This is a genomic window from Luteimonas saliphila (assembly GCF_016774335.1).
Classification (GTDB): Bacteria; Pseudomonadota; Gammaproteobacteria; order Xanthomonadales; family Xanthomonadaceae; genus Luteimonas; species Luteimonas saliphila.
Genome location: NZ_JAETWA010000046.1, coordinates 253,183 through 271,578, shown reverse-complemented (window position 1 = coordinate 271,578; position 18,396 = coordinate 253,183). Strand labels below are relative to the sequence as shown.

Annotated in this window: 17 protein-coding genes; 10 read left to right on the top strand and 7 right to left on the bottom strand. The window is 71.4% G+C overall.

Going from position 1 to position 18,396, the window contains the following annotated elements; all coding sequences use genetic code 11:
- Positions 1–75 precede the first annotated feature (75 nt).
- Genes JMO03_RS18120 through JMO03_RS18110 form a run of 3 tightly spaced genes read left to right on the top strand, consistent with a single transcriptional unit; the run spans position 76 to position 1,850 of the window.
- Entirely contained in the window at positions 76–462 is a 387-nt protein-coding gene (locus JMO03_RS18120) for a hypothetical protein (RefSeq protein ID WP_202845143.1), read from the top strand.
- A 36-nt stretch (positions 463–498) separates the two neighbouring features.
- The gene (locus JMO03_RS18115) at positions 499–1,065 is read left to right on the top strand and encodes a methyltransferase family protein (RefSeq protein WP_202845142.1); all 567 of its coding nucleotides are present in this window, start codon (positions 499–501) and stop codon (positions 1,063–1,065) included.
- Positions 1,066–1,097: 32 nt separating this feature from the next.
- A complete protein-coding gene (locus tag JMO03_RS18110) occupies positions 1,098–1,850 on the top strand; it encodes an SDR family NAD(P)-dependent oxidoreductase (RefSeq protein WP_202845141.1) in 753 nt (250 codons plus the stop codon).
- A gap of 30 nt (positions 1,851–1,880) precedes the next feature.
- On the opposite strand, the gene JMO03_RS18105 is transcribed toward JMO03_RS18110, so the two are convergent.
- Positions 1,881–2,822: an MBL fold metallo-hydrolase gene (locus JMO03_RS18105; protein ID WP_202845140.1), complete on the bottom strand. Its 942-nt coding sequence runs from the start codon at positions 2,820–2,822 to the stop codon at positions 1,881–1,883.
- A gap of 151 nt (positions 2,823–2,973) precedes the next feature.
- Between JMO03_RS18105 and JMO03_RS18100 the strand changes: the two genes are divergently transcribed.
- The 3 genes from JMO03_RS18100 to JMO03_RS18090 all read left to right on the top strand — a co-directional run bounded on the left by JMO03_RS18100 (position 2,974) and on the right by JMO03_RS18090 (position 4,246).
- Entirely contained in the window at positions 2,974–3,543 is a 570-nt protein-coding gene (locus tag JMO03_RS18100) for a sigma-70 family RNA polymerase sigma factor (protein ID WP_202845139.1), read from the top strand.
- Entirely contained in the window at positions 3,527–3,898 is a 372-nt protein-coding gene (locus JMO03_RS18095) for a DUF6768 family protein (protein WP_202845138.1), read from the top strand. The genes JMO03_RS18100 and JMO03_RS18095 overlap by 17 nt, the downstream gene beginning before the upstream one ends.
- Positions 3,899–3,973: 75 nt before the next feature.
- The gene (locus JMO03_RS18090; protein WP_202845137.1) at positions 3,974–4,246 is read left to right on the top strand and encodes a DUF4242 domain-containing protein; all 273 of its coding nucleotides are present in this window, start codon (positions 3,974–3,976) and stop codon (positions 4,244–4,246) included.
- Between the two features lie 181 nt (positions 4,247–4,427).
- Here JMO03_RS18090 and speA read toward each other — a convergent pair whose 3' ends face one another.
- From speA to JMO03_RS18075, 3 genes are all read right to left on the bottom strand, one after another.
- Positions 4,428–6,317 (bottom strand): arginine decarboxylase, encoded by a 1,890-nt coding sequence (gene speA, locus JMO03_RS18085; protein WP_202845136.1) that lies wholly within the window; start codon positions 6,315–6,317, stop codon positions 4,428–4,430.
- Positions 6,318–6,378: 61 nt separating this feature from the next.
- Positions 6,379–8,235 carry a M48 family metalloprotease gene (locus tag JMO03_RS21435; RefSeq protein ID WP_202845135.1) on the bottom strand — a complete coding sequence of 619 codons (1,857 nt, stop codon included), beginning with the start codon at positions 8,233–8,235 and terminating at the stop codon, positions 6,379–6,381.
- Positions 8,236–8,310: 75 nt separating this feature from the next.
- Positions 8,311–10,161, bottom strand: a complete 1,851-nt coding sequence (locus tag JMO03_RS18075; RefSeq protein WP_202845134.1) for a M48 family metallopeptidase — start codon at positions 10,159–10,161, stop codon at positions 8,311–8,313.
- Positions 10,162–10,341: 180 nt separating this feature from the next.
- Here JMO03_RS18075 and speE point away from each other — a divergent pair, with 180 nt between their 5' ends.
- Positions 10,342–11,193, top strand: a complete 852-nt coding sequence (speE, locus tag JMO03_RS18070; RefSeq protein WP_202845133.1) for a polyamine aminopropyltransferase — start codon at positions 10,342–10,344, stop codon at positions 11,191–11,193.
- Positions 11,194–11,236: 43 nt separating this feature from the next.
- On the opposite strand, the gene JMO03_RS18065 is transcribed toward speE, so the two are convergent.
- Together JMO03_RS18065 and JMO03_RS18060 are read right to left on the bottom strand one after the other, a co-directional pair.
- Positions 11,237–11,674 carry a hypothetical protein gene (locus JMO03_RS18065; RefSeq protein ID WP_202845132.1) on the bottom strand — a complete coding sequence of 146 codons (438 nt, stop codon included), beginning with the start codon at positions 11,672–11,674 and terminating at the stop codon, positions 11,237–11,239.
- A gap of 66 nt (positions 11,675–11,740) precedes the next feature.
- Entirely contained in the window at positions 11,741–12,079 is a 339-nt protein-coding gene (locus JMO03_RS18060) for a P-II family nitrogen regulator (RefSeq protein ID WP_202845131.1), read from the bottom strand.
- Between the two features lie 159 nt (positions 12,080–12,238).
- On the opposite strand from JMO03_RS18060, the gene ubiK reads away from it, so the two are divergent.
- The 3 genes from ubiK (at position 12,239) to JMO03_RS18045 (ending at position 16,213) form a co-directional block, all read left to right on the top strand.
- On the top strand, positions 12,239–12,517 hold the full coding sequence (gene ubiK / locus JMO03_RS18055; RefSeq protein WP_202845130.1) for a ubiquinone biosynthesis accessory factor UbiK: 279 nt from the start codon (positions 12,239–12,241) through the stop codon (positions 12,515–12,517).
- A gap of 9 nt (positions 12,518–12,526) precedes the next feature.
- Entirely contained in the window at positions 12,527–14,041 is a 1,515-nt protein-coding gene (locus tag JMO03_RS18050) for a YifB family Mg chelatase-like AAA ATPase (RefSeq protein ID WP_202845129.1), read from the top strand.
- Positions 14,042–14,128: 87 nt separating this feature from the next.
- Complete coding sequence (locus tag JMO03_RS18045; protein ID WP_202845128.1) at positions 14,129–16,213, top strand: S9 family peptidase; 2,085 nt, start codon at positions 14,129–14,131, stop codon at positions 16,211–16,213.
- 154 nt (positions 16,214–16,367) lie between these two features.
- Here JMO03_RS18045 and JMO03_RS18040 read toward each other — a convergent pair whose 3' ends face one another.
- The gene (locus JMO03_RS18040) at positions 16,368–18,209 is read right to left on the bottom strand and encodes a putative bifunctional diguanylate cyclase/phosphodiesterase (RefSeq protein ID WP_202845127.1); all 1,842 of its coding nucleotides are present in this window, start codon (positions 18,207–18,209) and stop codon (positions 16,368–16,370) included.
- Positions 18,210–18,396 lie beyond the last annotated feature (187 nt).

Below are 18,396 nucleotides of genomic sequence, written 5' to 3'. Positions count from 1 at the left end.
CGCTCCGTCGCAGGGCGGTCGCAAGCCGCGCGATGCCGGCACGGCACACTGCCGGACCTGGAAAGAGGCACCGCCATGGCCATCGAAGCCGCCCTGATCAAACCCGTCGTCGATGCGCTGCTGGCGCTGTTCCGCGAGAGCAACGACCTCAAGCTCAAGCGCAACGCCGAGCAGGCGCTGCGCGACGCCATCCGCGAACTGCTGCAGGCCAACCCGGACGAGAACCGCGCCGAGGCGCGGATCGCCATCGCCCGGGCCGCCGGCATCCTGTCGGAGGACATCGTGCTGGCCGAGGACATGTTGAAGAGGCACCGCGCGACCAAGTCCAAGACCCGCGGCAAGACCGCCACCGGCCGCAAGCGCCAGCCGGTGGCGCAGGCCGAGCCGGCCGCGACGAAGCCCTCCGCGGCCAGGTCCGCGAAGAAGGCGGCGAAACCGCCGCCGGGCAAGCCCGACGCGTAGACCCGGCGACGACGCCCGGCGCGCGACACTGCGCGCATGCCCTGGCACCCCGTCTTCGTGATCCTGTGCGCCACCTGGATCGCCTCCGAACTCTGGATCGACCGCCGTCGTTCCGGCGCCGACGCGCGTCGCGGCGACGACGGCACCCTGCGCCTGCTGCACCTCGCCGTGCCGGGCGCCCTGGCGCTGGCGGTGGTGCTGTCGCTGCTGGGCGCCTGGCCGCTGCCGCAGGCGCTCGCCGTGCCGCTGTTCTGGGGCGGCATCGCGGCGATGGCCGCGGGCATCGCGCTGCGGGCCTGGTCGGTGCGGGTGCTGGCGGAGCACTTCACCGTCGACGTGGCGATCCGGCCGGGCCACCGGCTGGTCCGCGATGGCCCGTACCGGCTGCTGCGCCATCCCGCCTACAGCGGCCTGCTGCTGAGCCTGCTCGGCTTCGCGCTGGCGCTCGGCGACGGCTGGGCGCTGCTGGCGGTGGCGCTGCCGGTGGCGCCCGCGTTCGCACGTCGCATCCGGGTGGAGGAAGGGATGCTGCGCGAGGCGTTTCCCGACGAGTATCCGGACTACGCGCGCGCGACCTGGCGGCTGCTGCCGTGGCTGTGGTGATCGCGGCGCGACGCACGGCTTAGAATCGACGCATGTCACGGACCATCCTGATCACCGGCGCCACCTCCGGTTTCGGCGCCGCCGGGGTCGAGCGCTTCCTCGCCGACGGCTGGCGCGTCGTCGCCACCGGCCGCCGCGCCGACCGCCTGCAGGCCCTGCTCGACCGCCACGGCGGCGTGCGCCTGCACGTGGCCGCCTTCGACATCCGCGACGGCGCTGCGATGCAGGCCGCGCTCGACGCGCTCCCTGCGGGGTTCGCGGGCATCGACGTGCTCGTCAACAACGCCGGCCTCGCCCTCGGCACCGCGTTCGCGCAGCACGCGGATCTCGCGCAATGGCGGCAGATGATCGACACCAACATCACCGCGCTGGCCACGCTGACCCACGCGCTGCTGCCGGGGCTGATCGAGCGCCGCGGCGCGATCATCAACATCAGTTCCGTCGCCGGCGTGTATCCGTACCCGGGCGGCAACGTCTACGGCGGCACCAAGGCCTTCGTCAGCCAGTTCTCGCTCGGGCTGCGCTCCGACCTGCACGGCACCGGCGTGCGCGTGACCGCGATCGAACCGGGCATGGCCGAAACCGAGTTCACCCTGGTGCGCACCAGCGGCGACCAGGCCGCGTCCGACACCTTGTATACCGGCGCGCAACCGATGACAGCCGACGACATCGCCGGCGTGATCCATTACGTGGCCACGCTGCCGCCGCACCTCAACATCAACCGGCTGGAGATCATGCCGGTGACGCAGTCGGTGGCCGGATTCCAGGTACATCGCGGCGGCTGACGCGTCGGCGTCGCCCGCCGCGCGACCGCATCAATCCGCCGGCACCCAGGCGAAGCTGTCCTCGCGGCGTTCGATGCGGCCCAGTCCCGGGAACGGGAAATGCGGCGACTGCATGGTCCAGCCTTCGTCCGCGATGCGGGCCAGCAGCGCCTCGCGGCTGTCTTCGGCGAGCGGCGCGTCGCGGTCGAACTGGATCGTCCAGCGCGGCCGCTGCACCGAGATGACGTGGTGGTGGGCGCTGTCTCCGATGTAGAGCAGGCGCTGGTCGCCGTCGGCGATGACATAGGCGCTGTGGCCCGGGGTGTGGCCTGCGACCGGCAGGCTGGTCACGCCGGGCAGCACTTCGGCACCGGGTTCGAAGGCTTCCACGCGCGGCGCGATCGCCTCGGCCAGCGCCGCCATGCCGGCATCGCCTCGCAACGCCTCCCATTCCGGTGCCGACATGCGGATCGCGGCGTTGGCGAACGCGGGCCGGCCGTCGCCGTCGAGCAGGCCGCCGACGTGGTCGCCGTGGGCATGGCTGATGACGATATCGGTCACGTCCGCCGCGTCCACGCCCGCGGCCTGCAACGACTGCGGCAGGCGCCCGGCGTCGGCGAACGATGCATTGCCCGCGCCGGTGTCGAACAGCACCACGCGGTCGCCCGCACGCACCAGCAGGGCCTGTATGTCGAGGCGCAGGGTGTCGGTGGGTTGTCCGGCGGCGTCCAGCAGGGCGTCGGTCTCGGCCTTCGGCACGCCCTGCGCGACGATCGAGCCGTCGTTGGGCAGGCGGATGTCGCCGTCGCGCAGCACCATCGCCTCGTGCTGGCCGATGCTGAACCGGTGCACATCCGGGTGCGCCGCGGGCGTGGCGGCGGCCTGCGCCGCGCTGAGTTCGGGTGCCGTCGCCGGGGGTGGCGGGGACTCGGCGCAACCCGCCAGCAGGGCGGCCAGGGCGACGGCAAGGAAGGTGGCGTCATGCAGGGGCATCGGCGTCTCTCGGGGGAGGGCGGTATGGTCAGCATAGCGTCCCGCCGGAGCGTGGCGATTGACGCCGACGGCGCAACGGATCGACCGGATTGAACCGTTCCGCCGGAACGCGACACCTTACTGGTACGACACACGGCAACGGAGCCAGCACGTGCGGCGCGACAGCGGACGGATCTTCGACGAATACCTCGCCGCGTCGGCGCGCGCGGGCGACCGCGCCGCCTGGGAGCGGCTGGTCGCGCGCTGGCATCCGCGGCTGCTGCGCCATGCCTGGCGCCTGACCGGGCATCCGGAACAGGCGCGCGACGCGGTGCAGGACGCGTGGCTGGAGATCCTGCGCGGCCTGCGCACGCTCGACGACGTGGCGGCGTTCCCCGCGTGGGCGCTGCGCATCGTGACCCGGCGCTGCCAGCGGATGTTCCGCGACGCCGGGTGCGAGCGGGCCGGACTGGCCGGTTTCGCCATGGATCCGACGCTGGCGCAGGCGCTGGAGCCGAGCGGCGAAACCGCGGCCGAACTGCGCAACGTGCTGGGCGCGATGGCCGGTTTGCCCGCGCAGCAGCGCGCGGCGCTGTCGCTGTACTACCTCGAACACCTGGGCGTGGCCGAAATCGCGGTCGCGCTCGACATCCCGCCGGGGACGGTGAAGACCCGGCTCATGCACGCGCGGCGCAAGATCCGCGCAAGACTCGAAGGAACTGACGATGGACAAGACCGATGACCTGATCGAACGCGCGCTGTCTGCCGAGGACCGCGCATTGCTGGCCAGCCATGGCGAGCCCGGCTACATCTCCCAGGCGCTGGGGCTGTTCCGCGGCCCGCAGGGCTGGGTGGGCATGCTCGCGTACGTCACCGCACTGGCGTCGTTCGCCGGGTTCGCGTTCGCGTTCTGGCAGCTGTGGACGAGCGAGGACGTGCTGGCGGCGTTGAAGTGGGGCGTCGTCGCGCTGCTGCTGTTCCAGTATGCGGCGATGATGAAGACGTTCATGGGCACCCGCGTCGAGGCCAATCGCACCTTGCGCGAGCTCAAGCGCATGGAACTGCAGGTGGCCCTGTTGCGCGACCCGGCGCACTGAACGCCAACGCCTGGCCGCCCATGGCGGGCTCCTGCGTTGGCACGGAGGCAGGGGCCTTCCCATGGAGAACCCGACATGCCGCAGTACGTGATCGAACGCGACATCCCCGGCGCCGGCCAGCTCTCGCCCGAGGCGCTGCGCGGCATCTCGCAGAAATCCTGCGCGGTGCTCGACGCCCTCGGCCCGCAGATCCAGTGGCACCACAGTTACGTCACCGGCGACCGGATCTACTGCATCTACAGCGCGCCCTCGGAAGCGCTGATCCTGGAGCACGCGCGCCAGGGCGGCTTCCCCGCCAACCGCGTGTCGGAGGTGGCCGCCGTGATCAGTCCCGCGACTGCGGACTGACCTCGCCGAGCACGCAACCGGCCCGGCCTCCACGGGGGCCGGCGGCTGCGGCGGCCGCCAGTCCAGTGGGGATCCGCCGGGCCGGCGCAGGGTCGGGCCGGCACGCTCACGCGTCGAACCCGAGCGCCGGCCCGGCTGCGCGGACCCGCCTCGACCGGCGCCGAGCGCGCCGCTGCCACGGCTACACCAGCGGCGCGTCGTCCAGGTAGGTGTAGCCGGTGAGGCCGGCTTCCAGCGCCTCGTTCAGGCGTGCGGCCTCGCCCTTGCTCAGGTCGACCGCGCCCACCCGCGCCTTGTAGATGCGGCGCAGGTCCTCGAGCTTGTAGCCGACGTAGTCGAGCATCACGTCGGTGGTGTCGCCCTTGCGCTGCTGGGTGATGGCGTAGCCGTCGCCGTTGAGGCGCACCTCGACCGCGTCGGTGTCGCCGAACAGGTTGTGGATGTCGCCGAGGATCTCCTGGTAGGCGCCGACCAGGAAGAAGCCGAGCCGGTAGCTCTCGCCGGGGCGCGGCGCGTGCAGCGGCAGCGAGGTATCGAGGCCCTCGTTCTCGACGTAGGTGTCGATCTTGCCGTCGGAATCGCAGGTCATGTCGGCGATCACGCCGCGCCTGTCCGGCACCTCGTCCAGGCGCTCGATCGGCACGATCGGGAACACCTGGTCGATCGCCCAAACGTCGGGCATCGATTCGAACACGCTGAAGTTGACGAAATACTTGTCGACCAGGCGTTCGGCCAACTCGTCGAGCAATGGCCGGTGGCTCTTCTCGTCGTAGCTCAGGCGGCTGCGCACGCCGTGCGCGATCGCGTAGAACAGATCGTCGATGCGCGCGCGCGCGACCAGGTCGATCTGGCCGAGCGCATAGGCGGACAGGCCTTCGGCGTGGAAGTGCTGCGCCTCCTGGAACAGTTCCACCGGCGGGCGCCGGTCGAGGTCGCCGTGGATCTCGCGCAGGTAGGCGATCGCGTGCGGCTCGTCGTCGTGCGCGTCGGGCACACGGCCTTCGGGCGCGCGTTCGACCTCCACCACGTTGGCGACCAGCATCGCGTGGTGCGCGGTCATCGCGCGGCCGCATTCTGTGACGATGCGCGGATGCGCCAGGCCGTGCTCGACGCAGGCGTCTGCCAGCGGCTGGACGATGGTCGAGGCGTACTGGTGCACACCGTAGTTGATCGAGCAGAAGCTGCGCGAACGCGTGCCTTCGTAGTCGATGCCCAGGCCCCCGCCGACGTCGACGTGACTGATGGTCGCGCCCAGCTTCGACAGTTCGACGAAGTAGCGCGTCGCCTCGCGCATGCCGTTGGCGATGTCGCGCACGTTGGAGATCTGCGAACCCATGTGGAAGTGCAGCAGGCCGAGGCAATGGGCCATGCCGCCGTCGCGCAGGGTCTTCCACAGATCCAGCACCTGGCGCGGCGAGAGCCCGAACTTGGCCTTGTCGCCGCCGCTGTTCTGCCACTTGCCGGCGCCCAGCGAGGCCAGGCGCATGCGCACGCCGATCCCGGGCTCCACGTCCAGCGCCTTCGCCTCCTCCAGGATCAGCGGCAGCTCCGAGGGTTTCTCCACCACGAGGAAGGTGTGCAGCCCGAGCTTGCGCCCGATCAGCGCGAGGCGGATGTACTCGCGGTCCTTGTAGCCGTTGCAGACGATCAGCCCGCCCGGCCGCGACAGCGCCAGCACCGCCATCAGCTCGGGCTTGCTGCCCGCCTCCAGGCCGAAGCCGTCGCCGTGGTGCGAGGCCAGGGTGCCGGCCACGCCGGCATGCTGGTTGACCTTGATCGGATACACCGCGGTGTAGCCGCCGGCGTACCCGCATTCGGCCTGCGCCTGCTCGAACGCGGCCTGCAGCCGGCGCAGGCGGTCGCCGAGGATGTCGGGAAAGCGCAGCAGCAGCGGCAGGTTGGCACCGCGTTCGCGTGCCTTGTCGACGATCTCCGGCAATGGAATCGCGAGCCCGTCGGCGCCGAGCGGGCGCACGACCACGCGGCCGGCGTCGTCGACGTCGAAATAGCCTTCCGCCCAGTGCGGGATCGAATAGGTCTTGCGGGCGTGCTCGGTCGACCAGGCGGTCATCGGCGGGCATCCGGAGGCGTGGATGCGCATTCTAGGGCCTGCCCGGTGCCTCCGGGCGTCGCTACCGCCGGCGCCCGCCCAGGATCGGCTCGCCCGCGACCTTGCGCAGCCGACGCGCGATGCCGCGCTGGTGGGGCGCGGTGAAGACGATGAAGCTGCCGGGCAGCTCAAGCGCATCGACGATCTTCTGCAGCCGCGACTGCTCGCCGAACGTGAACGGGCGCCACCGCACCAGCAGCGCGAAATGCGGTGCGCCACGCGGGTCGTCGGGGATGCGCTTGCGCGCGAGCCATGCCTTGCCGACCCCGCCGATGCGCCGGAGCGTCGCGCAGAGCGCGTCGATCTGCGACGCGTCCAGCGCGTGGGGCAGGAATTCATCTCTGGCCGTCAGCACGCCGCGTGCCTGCTGCGCGCGCGCGGCGACCGCCTGCAGTCGCGCCCATTCCGCCTCGATGCCCTGCAGGCCGGCGTCGTCGCCGATCGACTGGCAATACCCGGCCAGCGCCTGCAACGCCACCGGCGCGCAGTCGGGATCCAGCGTCATCGCGCGGCGCAGGTGCTCCACCCCCTCCCCGTCGCCGCGTTCGAGCAACAGTGCACCGAGACGGAAGCGCGCGAATGCATCCTCCGGCACCGCCGCGATCGCGGCGCGATACGACGCGACGGCATCGGCTTCCGGGTCGAGGCGCTCGCTCAGGTCCGCGAACTCGACGGTTTCCTGCGGGGTGCGTGCGTCCTGCGCGCGCAGCGCCTCGAAGCGCGCCCGATCCTGCACGTGCTTGCGGAAGTTGTCGTCCCAGTCGGCTTCGACATGCGCGCGCCATTGCTCGCTGAAGCGCAGCTCCAGCTGCGGCAGCATTTCGCCCAGCAGCGCCTCGGCCGACGACCGACGCGGCGGCGGCACCCGCGCCGGGGCCACGCCCAGGGCCGCCAGCCGTTGCGCGAGCGTGGGGTGGGTATCGTCGAAGCCCGGTTCGGCCGCCAACGCCGCGGCCAGGCGCGCGTCGTCGTCCTCGCCGTCGCTGCGCAGGCTGGCGCCCATTTCGCGATACAGCAGCGCCGGCGGTGCCGGCTGCGACAGCGATGCACGCTGCAGCCGTGGCCAGAACTCGTGCGACAGCCGCGCAGACCCCAGGTTCACGCGCACCAGCGCCTCGCCCGCGGCGCGCGCACCGGCCAGGCGCGCCGCGGTGGCGTCGGCCTGGTACTCGTTCGCGCGCGCGAGCACGAAGCTGTAGGCGTTGAAGTAGGGCGCGTACCAGTCGAAGAAGCGCACGAACAGGCGGGTGACCCAGCCCTGCTGCTGCGCCAGCGCGTCGAGCAGCCGGTACCAGCTCGCCCGCACGCGGTAGATCCAGCCGCCGAAGCGGCCATGGCCACCGCCGAAGTGGCCGAACTCGTGCGCCACCACGGAGGCGAACTGGTCGCGGTCGAGCAGTTGCATCAGCGGCAGGCCCAGCACCAGGTAGTGGCGATGACCGAGCAGGCCGAGCGCGCGCGGCACGCTGGCCGCGGCGGCATTGAGGTCGGCATCGATGACGATGCCCGACAGCCGCGGCGCACCGGCCGCCACGCGCAGGCGTTCGACCTCCGCCTGCAGCAGCGGCGCCTCGCGTTCGCCGAGGCGATGGCCTTCCGGAGGGGAGAACTTCACCCACAGCGCGCGCAACACCAGCCAGCCGAAGGCGATCGGGATCCAGATCAGCTTGGCCAGTTTCAGCAGCAGCACCGGGCTGATCGCCAGCAGCGCCAGCACCAGCCCGATCGACAGGCCGAACGCCAGCAGCACCGCGCCACCGAGCACCGCGAATCCGAGCGCCGCGAGCAGGGCCACCCGCAGCCCGTAGCCGCCGGGCGACTGCCGCGCCAGGACTTCCAGCCGTTCGACCAGACCGCGATACGCTTCCGCCGATGCCATTGCCCGTCCCCATGGCCGATCCCCGGCGATATCGTAAGACGCCCGGGGGCGGTCCGTCGCGGGGGCGGCTGCGGCTCAGCGGCCCTTGCGGTAGACCGGTTCGCGGCAGACGGCGCGCACCTGCGCGGCCAGCCTGCGCCGGTCGGCCCCGGTGAACAGCTCGAGGCTGGCGCCGGGAATGGTCAGCGCCTCGGCCAGGGGCTTGAGCCCCGCGGCCTCGCCGGCCACCGAGCCGCGCCAGTCGAGCAGGACCAGGTAGTGCACCGGTGCCTCGCGCAGGGCCGTGCGCCGGCGCACGATCCAGGCGCGGGCGACGCGCGGCTCGCAGACGAGCCGGCGGGAGAAGCGATCCAGCGTTTCGGTATCGAGCGCGTGCGGCTGCAGGGCGTCTTCTGCGGACACATCGTCGGACGTGGGGAGCGCATCGGCCAGCGGCGCCAGCGTTTCGCGCAGGGCATCGATCGTGGCGGCGGTGGCGGGATCGAGATCCGGATCGATATCGATCCCGCGCAACTCCTCCAGCGCGGCCCGCGCGGCGCCCGGGTCGAGTTCCACCGCCTTGCGCAGGCGCGCGCCGCCGGCCTCGGCCTCGCCGCGGCGCAGTTGCAGCAGGCCGGCGCGGAACAGCGCCAGCACCCGCTCCGGACCGGCGGCCAGCGCGCGTTCGTACAGCGGCAGCGGATCGAAGTCGATCCGTACCTGTTCCACCAGCAGCGCTTGTTCGGCGAGCTGTTCGGGGCCGGGCTCGCGCATGGCGTCGAGTTCGGCCAGGCGCGCACGATCGCGCGCTGCGGCCTCGTGCAGCGCTTCCCAGTGGGCGCGGATGGCATCGCGCCAGAGGCCGTCGAGGCGGCGCTCGAGCGTGTCCTGCAGCGGGCCGAGCAGCGTCGCCGCGGATTCGCCCGCCGGACGCAGCCGCGCCGGCGCCCGTAGCGCTTCGAGCCGCTGCGGCAGCGCCGGATGGGTGTCGCGCGGATCCTGTCCGCGGGCAGCGGAGGCGAGCAATCGATCGAGGTCGACCGCGTCGCCCTGCATCGCCTGCAGCAGCGGCGCCTGCAGTTGCGCGGGCGGATGGCGCTGCGTGCGCGCTCGCGCCCAGAGCCGAGGCCAGAAGCGCGCCTCCAGTCGCCGGGAGGCGATCTCGATGCGCAGCAACGCGCTCGCGGCGGCCTCGGCGCCGACAGCGCCGGCCGCCGCGGCGTCGGCCGCGTATTCGTGGCGCCGCGTCAGCGCGCGGCTGCACAGGTCGAAATGCGGCGCCAGCCAGCCATAGAACTTCGCCAGCAGCCAGGCGAACGAGAAGCCATGCCGGGCCATGCCGTCGCGCAGCCGGTACCAGGTGCCGCGCGAAAGGTAGACCCAGGCGGCGAAGCGCCCGTCGTGCGCAGCGAAATGCCCGAACTCGTGCGCGATGACCGCGGACAGTTCGTCGCGGTCGATCACCCGCATCAGCGGCAATCCCAGCACGAGGGTGTGGCGGTGCCCGAGCAGACCGAGCATGCGCGGCACGCTGGCGGCCTTGGCGTTGAAATCCCCGTCGATCACGATGCCTTCGAGCGGCGGCGCACCCATGGCCTGGCGCAGCCGCTCCACCTCGGCCTGCAGCAGCGGCGCCTCGCCGGGCGCCAGCCGGTGGCCGGGTGGCAGCTCGAACCTCACCCACAGCGCACGCAGCACCACCGCCGCGACCACGGCCGGCAGCACCAGCACGTAGGCGTGCTGCGGCGCCAGCGAGGCGCCCGCCACGAACAGATGCACGGCCACCAGCACGAACGGCGTCAGCGCGAGCAGCAGCAGGCCGGCGATCACGCCATAGCCGAGCAGCGCCAGCGCCAGCAACCGCAGCCGGTAGCGGCCGGGCGTATCGCGTGCTTCCGCTTCCAGCGCCCGTACCCGTACCCGTTCCCGTTCCTCGCGTTCCGCCATCCGCCCGCTCCGCATCGTCGCGGCCATCGTAGTGGATCGGTCGCGGAATCGTCGCAGGCGGTTGGCTACAATGGCGCCACGCGGATCGACCGGCTGCGTCGACGACGAACGCGTCGCCACGCGCCGGCGAGTTCGACCTGCCGCGTACTCCGCACACCACCCCCGCCCCAGGACCGCCCCATGACCGCCAGCGACTGGCTGTACGAGAATTTCGAACCCGCCGGCTCGTCGATCGGCTTCCGCGTGCGCGCCAAGCTCGACGAGGTGCAGTCGCCGTTCCAGAAGATCGAGATCTTCGAGAGCACCGACTGGGGCAACGTGATGCTGATCGACGGCGCGATGATGGTCACCACGCGCGACAACTTCCTCTACCACGAGATGATGTCGCACCCGGCGCTGTTCACCCATCCCGATCCGAAGCGGGTGGTGATCATCGGCGGCGGCGACTGCGGCACGCTGCGCGAGGTGCTGCGCCACCCGGGCGTGGAGCAGGCCGTGCAGTGCGACATCGACGAGCAGGTCACGCGCATGGCGGAGAAATATTTCCCCGAACTGTGCGAGTCCAACGGCGACCCGCGCGCCGAGATCCTGTTCGACGACGGCATCGCGTACATGGCCAACTGCGCGCCGGGCAGCCTGGACGTGGTGATCGTGGACTCGACCGATCCTGTCGGCCCGGCCGAGGGCCTGTTCAACAAGGCCTTCTTCGAAAGCTGCTTCCGCGCGCTGAAGGACGATGGCATCCTGGTGCAGCAGTCCGAATCGCCGCTGGTGCTGCTGGACCTGATCCAGGCCATGCGCGCGGAAATGGGCAAGGCCGGCTTCACCACCTTCCAGACCCTGCCGTTCCCGCAGCCGTGCTATCCCACCGGCTGGTGGAGCTGCACCTTGGCGCGCAAGGGCCAGGGCTTCGACTTCCGCGAGGCCGATGCGCGCGCCAAGCCGTTCGCCACGAAGTATTACAGCGCCGACATCCACAAGGGGGCGCAGTCGCTGCCGCCGTTCGTGGCGGAGGCGTTGCGAGCCGATTGACCGTGCGTGGCCCTCAGAATCCGGATCGCAGGGACGTGCGTGGCTAGTTTCGCGAAGTGAGCGGCGGCTCGTAGCCCCCTTGCTCGGCCCGACGTTCGGAGACGGTCTTGCAAACCCGCACTGGCCGATTGCTGCCCACCGGCTTGACGCGTTCGCAAATCAGCCGTTCGTCCTCGGCATGCTCAGCAATCGAGCGGATCGCCTCGAGCTCATTGAACAGCGATAGTTGCTGCTGCTGGCTCAGCTCGCTCGTTTGTTTGCGCCCTTCAAGCATGGCCAGGACGCGACCCTGACGCGCCAGCACATCGGCCCGCTTCGCCTCAGGCAGATGCTCGAAGGTGCCAGAACCGGCTTCGACAGCTGCCTTCAGTTCAAGCTGCTGGGCGACGATGGCTTGTGCGTCGGTCTGGAGGGGCACATCCCCCGCAACCAGCGGGCCCGATACAAGCAGGCATGCCGCCAGCAACAATCCTCGATCCACTCGCGTCTCCTCAGGTTTTTTGTACGTGTCTTTCCGACTGCCGGCAACGGTGGTGAAGTGGCGGTCCTAAACCGCATCTCCATCCAGCTCGCCCGTGCGGATCCGTACCGCGCGCTGCAACTCGTAGACGAACACCTTGCCGTCGCCGATCTTACCGGTTCCGGCGGCCTTGACGATCGCTTCGGTGACCGCGTCGGCCTGGTCGTCGACCACCACCACCTCGATCTTGACCTTGGGCAGGAAGTCGACCACGTACTCGGCGCCGCGGTACAGCTCGGTGTGGCCCTTCTGCCGGCCGAAGCCCTTGACCTCGCTGACGGTGATGCCGGTGACGCCGACCTCGGCCAGCGCTTCGCGCACGTCGTCGAGCTTGAACGGCTTGATGATCGCCATCACCATCTTCATCTGCTTCGCTCCTGTCCCACGCGCCCGCCCGGTGGCCGCGTCGCGCTAGCATACCCGCAGCCGGGGTCGGGGTTTTCCTACAGCCGGCCGCGCCCGCTGCCGACTGCGCCGTCACGACGGCCGGGCGAAGCTGGGCACATTCCGCAACCGGACACGCGCATGATCGACCTCAACCACATCGACGACCTCGCCCGCCGCCTCAGCGGCCTGGTGCCGCCGGGCCTGCGCGAAAGCCGCGAGGAGATGCAGGAGAACTTCAAGGCGGTGCTGCAGTCCGGCCTGTCGCGGCTCGACCTGGTCACGCGCGAGGAGTTCGACGTGCAGCGCGCGGTGCTGCTGCGCACGCGCGAGAAGCTCGAGCAGTTGCAGGGCGTGGTGGCCGACCTGGAGGCGCGCCTGGCCGCGGACGACGCCGGCGCCGGCAAGCAGACCAACTGAGATCCCGCCATGGGGCTTGCGCTCGTGCATGGACGCGCGCGCGCCGGGGTGCGTGCGCCCGCGGTCAAGGTGGAGGTGCACCTGGGCGGCGGATTGCCGTCGATGTCGATCGTCGGCCTGCCCGAAGCGGCGGTACGCGAAGCCAAGGACCGGGTACGCGCCGCGATCCAGTGCGCGCAGTTCGAGTTCCCCGCGCGTCGCATCACCGTCAACCTCGCGCCGGCCGACCTGCCCAAGGGCGGTGGCCGCTTCGATCTGCCGATCGCGCTCGGCATCCTCGCCGCCAGCGGCCAGGTGCCGGCCGAGGGCCTGCGCGAGTACGAATTCATCGGCGAACTGGGCCTGACCGGCGAGCTGCGTCCGGTCGACGGGGTGCTGCCCGCCGCGCTGGCCGCGGCCGAGGCCGGTCGCAGGCTGGTGGTGGCGCAGGGCAACGGCGCCGAAGCCGCGCTGGCCGCCGGCCTGGAAGCCTTCACCGCGCGCACCCTGCTCGAAGTCTGCGCCCTGCTCGGCGGCCGCAAGCCGTTGCCGGCCGCGATCGCGCCCCCGCAGCAGCGCTTGGACGGCCCCGACATGCGCGACGTGCGCGGCCAGGCCCAGGCCCGGCGCGCGCTTGAAATCACCGCGGCCGGCGGCCACCACCTCCTGCTCGTCGGCCCACCCGGCTGCGGCAAGACCCTGCTCGCCTCGCGCCTGCCGGGGCTGTTGCCGGAGGCCGACGAGGACGAGGCGCTGGAAACCGCCGCCATCGCCTCGGTCAGCGGCCGCGGCCTCGATCCGGCCCGCTGGCGCGCGCGACCGTTCCGTTCGCCGCACCACACCGCGAGCGCGGCGGCCCTGGTCGGCGGCGGCGCGGAGCCGCGTCCGGGCGAGATCTCGCTGGCGCACAACGGCGTGCTGTTCCTCGACGAACTGCCCGAATGGGACCGGCGCGCGCTGGAAGTGCTGCGCGAGCCGCTGGAATCGGGCGTGGTCACCATTTCGCGCGCGGCGCGCCAGAACGAATTCCCGGCGCGGTTCCAGTTGGTCGCGGCGATGAACCCCTGCCCCTGCGGCTGGGCCGGCGACACCTCCGGTCGCTGCCGCTGCCACGCCGAGGCAATCGCGCGCTATCGCGCGCGCATCTCCGGCCCCCTGCTCGACCGCATCGACCTGCACGTCGAGGTGCCGCGCCTGCCGCCGGCGCAGTTGCGTCCCGATGCGCCGGAGGGCGAGGCCAGCGCCGCGATACGTGCCCGGGTCGAATGCGCCCGCGCCCTCCAGCTGCGCCGCGCCGGCCGGCTCAACGCCCGGCTCTCGCAGTCCGAGACCATGGCCTGGTGCCGCCTGTCGCCGCGCGACCAGACCCTGCTCGAACGCGCGGTCGACGCATTGCAGCTCTCGGCACGGTCGATGCACCGGATCCTGCGCGTGGCGCGCACCATCGCCGATCTCGCCGGCAGCGCCGACATCGCCACCGCGCACCTGACCGAGGCGCTGGGTTACCGCCAGGCCGATCGCAGCACGGGCCAGCAGGCGGCCTGAGCGGACCGTGGGTCCCGTGACCGACGACCCGCGCAACCCCGGCCTCCGCCACCGTATCCTCGGTGGACCGCCACCCTGGAACCGCCCATGTCCCGTCTCCTGCTCGCCTCCGCCATCACCCTCGCCCTGGCCGCCTGCAACGGCGGCCAGTCCGGCGACGCCACGTCGACCGCCGAGGCGACGCCCGCGGCACCCGCGTCGCTGGACGAGATCGAACTGATCCCGCGCGAGGCACTGTTCGGCAACCCGGAACGCGCCAACGTGCAGCTCAGCCCGGACGGCAGGTACCTGAGCTGGGTGGCGCCGCTCGACGGCACGATGAACGTGTGGACCGCACCGGCCGACGACCTGTCGGCGGCGAAGGCGGCCACCCGCGACACCGCGCGCGGCATCCGCAGCTATTTCTGGTCCTACCAGCCCGACACCCTGCTGTACCTGCGCGACACCGGCGGCGACGAGGATTTCCATCTCTACGCCGTGAACCTGGCCACCGGCGAAAGCCGCGACCTGACCCCGTTCGAGAAGACCACCGCGCAGGTGCTGGGCGTCAGCGACCGCCACCCCGGCACGATCCTGGTCGGCATGAACGACCGCGACCCGAAGTGGCACGACGTCTACCGGGTCGACCTCGCCAGCGGCGAGCGCACCCTGGTCGAGCGGAACGACCAGGAGATCTCCGGCTACATCGCCGACGCCGACTTCGCCCTGCGCTACGCCTCGCGCGCGCGTCCGGACGGCGGCGAGGACCTGCTGCGCCGCACCGGGGACGCCTGGGAAAAGTACGACGAGATCCCGTTCGAGGACGGCCTGACCACCGGCTTCGCCGGATTGAGCAAGGATGGCGGCACGCTCTACATGCGCGATTCGCGCGAACGCAACACGGTCGCGCTGTTCGCGGTCGACACCGCGACCGGCGCCAAGTCGCTGCTGCACGAGGATGCCCGCGCCGACATCGGCGACAGCCTCGCCGATCCGAAGACCGGCAAGGTGCAGGCCGTATCGGTGAACTACCTGCGCGAGGCCTGGACGGTGTTCGACGACGGCATCAAGGCCGATCTCGACAGGCTCGCCGCGATCGGCCCCGGCGAGGCCTCGATCAACACCCGCACGCTCGACGACCGCACCTGGATCGTCGCCTACTCCGCCGCCGAATCCCCGGTCGAGTACTACCGCTACGACCGCGGCGACGGCGGCAAGCTCACGCGGATGTTCTCCGGCCGACCCGCGCTCGAGGGCAAGCCGCTGGTGCCGATGTGGCCGCTGGAACTGCAGTCGCGCGACGGCAAAACCCTGGTCAGCTACCTCACCCTGCCGCCGCATGCCGACGCCGACAGGGACGGCAAGGCCGACGCGCCGGTGCCGATGGTGTTGCTGGTGCACGGCGGCCCGTGGGCGCGCGACGCCTACGGCTACAGCAGCTACGACCAGTGGCTGGCCAACCGCGGCTACGCGGTGCTGAGCGTCAACTTCCGCGGCTCCACCGGCTTCGGCAAGGACTTCACCAACGCCGGCGACGGCGAGTGGGCCGGCAAGATGCACGACGACCTGATCGACGCGGTGGAGTGGGCGGTCAAGCAGGGCGTGACCACGCAGGACAAGGTCGCGATCATGGGCGGCAGCTACGGCGGCTATGCCACCCTCGTCGGCCTGACCTTCACCCCGGACGCGTTCGCCTGCGGCGTCGACATCGTCGGCCCTGCCAACCTCAACACCCTGCTGTCGACCGTGCCGCCGTACTGGGCCAGCTTCTACCAGCAGCTGGTCAGGCGCATGGGTGACCCGCAAACGGAGGAAGGCAAGGCCTGGCTGACCGAGCGCTCGCCGCTCTCGCGCGTGGACGCGATCAGCAAGCCGCTGCTGATCGGCCAGGGCGCCAACGACCCGCGCGTGAAGCAGGACGAGAGCGACCAGATCGTGAACGCCATGACCGCCAAGAACATCCCGGTGACCTACGTGCTGTTCCCGGACGAAGGCCACGGCTTCGCGCGACCGGAGAACAACAAGGCCTTCAACGCGGTGGCCGAAGGCTTCCTGTCGCAATGCCTGGGCGGCCGCGCGCAGCCGATCGGCGAGGAGTTCGCCGGCTCCAGCATCACCGTGCCCACCGGCGCCGACGGTGTGCCGGGCCTGGTCGAGGCGCTGGAGTCGCATACCCAGGAAGTGCGCAAGTAACCCCGATCGCGGGCCGCACGCCATCGCGGACACGGCCCTGGCCGTGTCCGTTGCGGTGTCGCCTCATGGCCGCGGTGCTCGGCCGAACGCATGGCGATCGTCACGTGCAACGGTCGCCCGCCGCTTCGGCGCGCAGCATGTTCCCCGAGCGGGCTTACACCGCCGCGAAGCCCTGCAGCAGCGTCTCGTGGTCCACCGGCCGCGAGAACAGGTACCCCTGGGCGCGGGCGACGCCGCACTCGCGCAGGGTGCGGGCCTGGGCCCGGGTTTCCACGCCCTCGGCGACGACGTCCACCCCGGTCTTGCGCGCCAGACCGGCGACCGCCTGCACGATCGCCAGGTCGTAGGGATCGTCCGGCAGGCCTGCGACGAAGCTCTGGTCGAGCTTGATCACGTCGATCGGCAGGCGCTTGAGATAGGCCAGCGAGGAATAGCCGGTACCGAAGTCGTCGAGCGCGACGCACACCCCGAGCTCGCGCAGGCGGGTGAGCGTCTGCGCGGCGGCGTCCACGTCCGGCAGCAACGCGCTCTCGGTCAGTTCCAGGCACAGCCGCCCGGGTTGTAGGCCGCTCCCGGACAGCGCCGCGACGACATCCTCGACCAGGCCGGCCTGCGAGAACTGGCGCGCAGACAGGTTGACCCGCAGTTTCGGTCCGCGGCCATCGCGCAGCGGCCACTGGCACGCCATCCGGCAGGCTTCGTGCAGGATCCAGCGGCCGATCGGCACGATCAGGCCGCAGCCTTCGATGATGTCGATGAATTCGCGCGCCGGGCGGCAGCGGCCGTCTCCGTCGCACCAGCGCAGCAGGGCCTCGGCCGCGACCCAGCGACCGCTGTCGAGGTCCACCTCCGGCTGGAAATGCACGCGCATGTCGCCGGCCTCGAAGGCCTCGCGCAGGGTCCGCTCCAGGCGCAGCCGGGTGACCAGGCCGCGGTGGCGCTCGGCATCGAAGATCTCGCAGCGGACCATGCGCGCGGTGCGCGCGTTCTGGCTGGCGGTCTCGGCGTTGCGCAGCAGGTTGTCGGCGGAAGGCGCGGCGAGGTCGCGCGAGAAGGCGATGCCGGCGGTGACGATGGTGGCGGTGCGGCGCTGGTCAAGGTGGCCCTGGACCAGGTCGATGCAGCGCTCGGCCAGGTTCAGCGCCTCGGTCTCGTGCAGGTGCCTGTGCGGCAGCACGGCGAAGGCGTTGCCGCGCACCCGCGCCAGCGTCGCGCTGCCGTCCAGCTCGACACGCAGCTTGGCCGCGGCCTCCGCCAGCAGCTCGTGGCCGGCGTCGCCCTCGTGCGGCGAGGCATCGAGGTTGAGGTGGATCGCGACCAGGCCGTTGTCGCCTCCATGCATCGGCCGCAGCGCCGAGTGCACCACCTCCAGCAGGTGGTCGCGGTTGGGCAGGTTGGTATGCGGGTCGTGCAGTTCGAGGTAACGCACGCGGCCTTCGAGGCGCCGCCGGCGGTCGATCTCGTGGGCCATGGCCACGTAGTCGCCGATGCTGCCGGCGAAGGCCTGGTCCTCGGGCGACCACACCCGCGGCGGACCGACGTGTTCGTGGCAGATCACACCGAGCAGTTCCCCGGCCGAACGCACCGGGGCATCCAGCAGCGAACCGATGCCATGCCGGCGCAGGTACTCGCCGAGCCCGCTGTCGTCGCCCTCGCGTTCGAGGGTGCCCAGGTTGATGACGCGCACCTCGCCCAGCGCGTCGCTGTAATCGTTGCCCACACGCAGCGGCGCGTCGCACGGCCGGGTATGCCGGCCGCTGCTGCGCTCGTAGTGGTGCAGGCAGTGCAGCAGTCGCGCTTCGGTATCGTGCCGCCAGATATTGACCCGCTCGACCTCGAGCGTCTCCGCGGCCGTCTCGCAGATCACCGCGAATGCATTCTCTAGGGTGCAGTCGTCCTGCCAGACGCGCCGCGCCAGCGAGACCAGTGCGTGATTGTGCCGTCGCGCCCAGGCACCGCGATCGCCTTGCGCATTCGGCTGTCTGTTGGGTGACATCCCGGCCCCCTTGGCACGCCGGCCCGTGCCGGTGACCACCCTGTTGCCGCCAGTTGTATACCCATGCCGGAGCCCACGCAAACCGGGCCGGCGCCGCCGGGGGCACTGTTACACTTGACACGATTTCCCGGGACCTGCGGCGTCCGTGCTGCGTCCAGCCAGCGGCGCCCCCGCGCCGCCCGCCAAG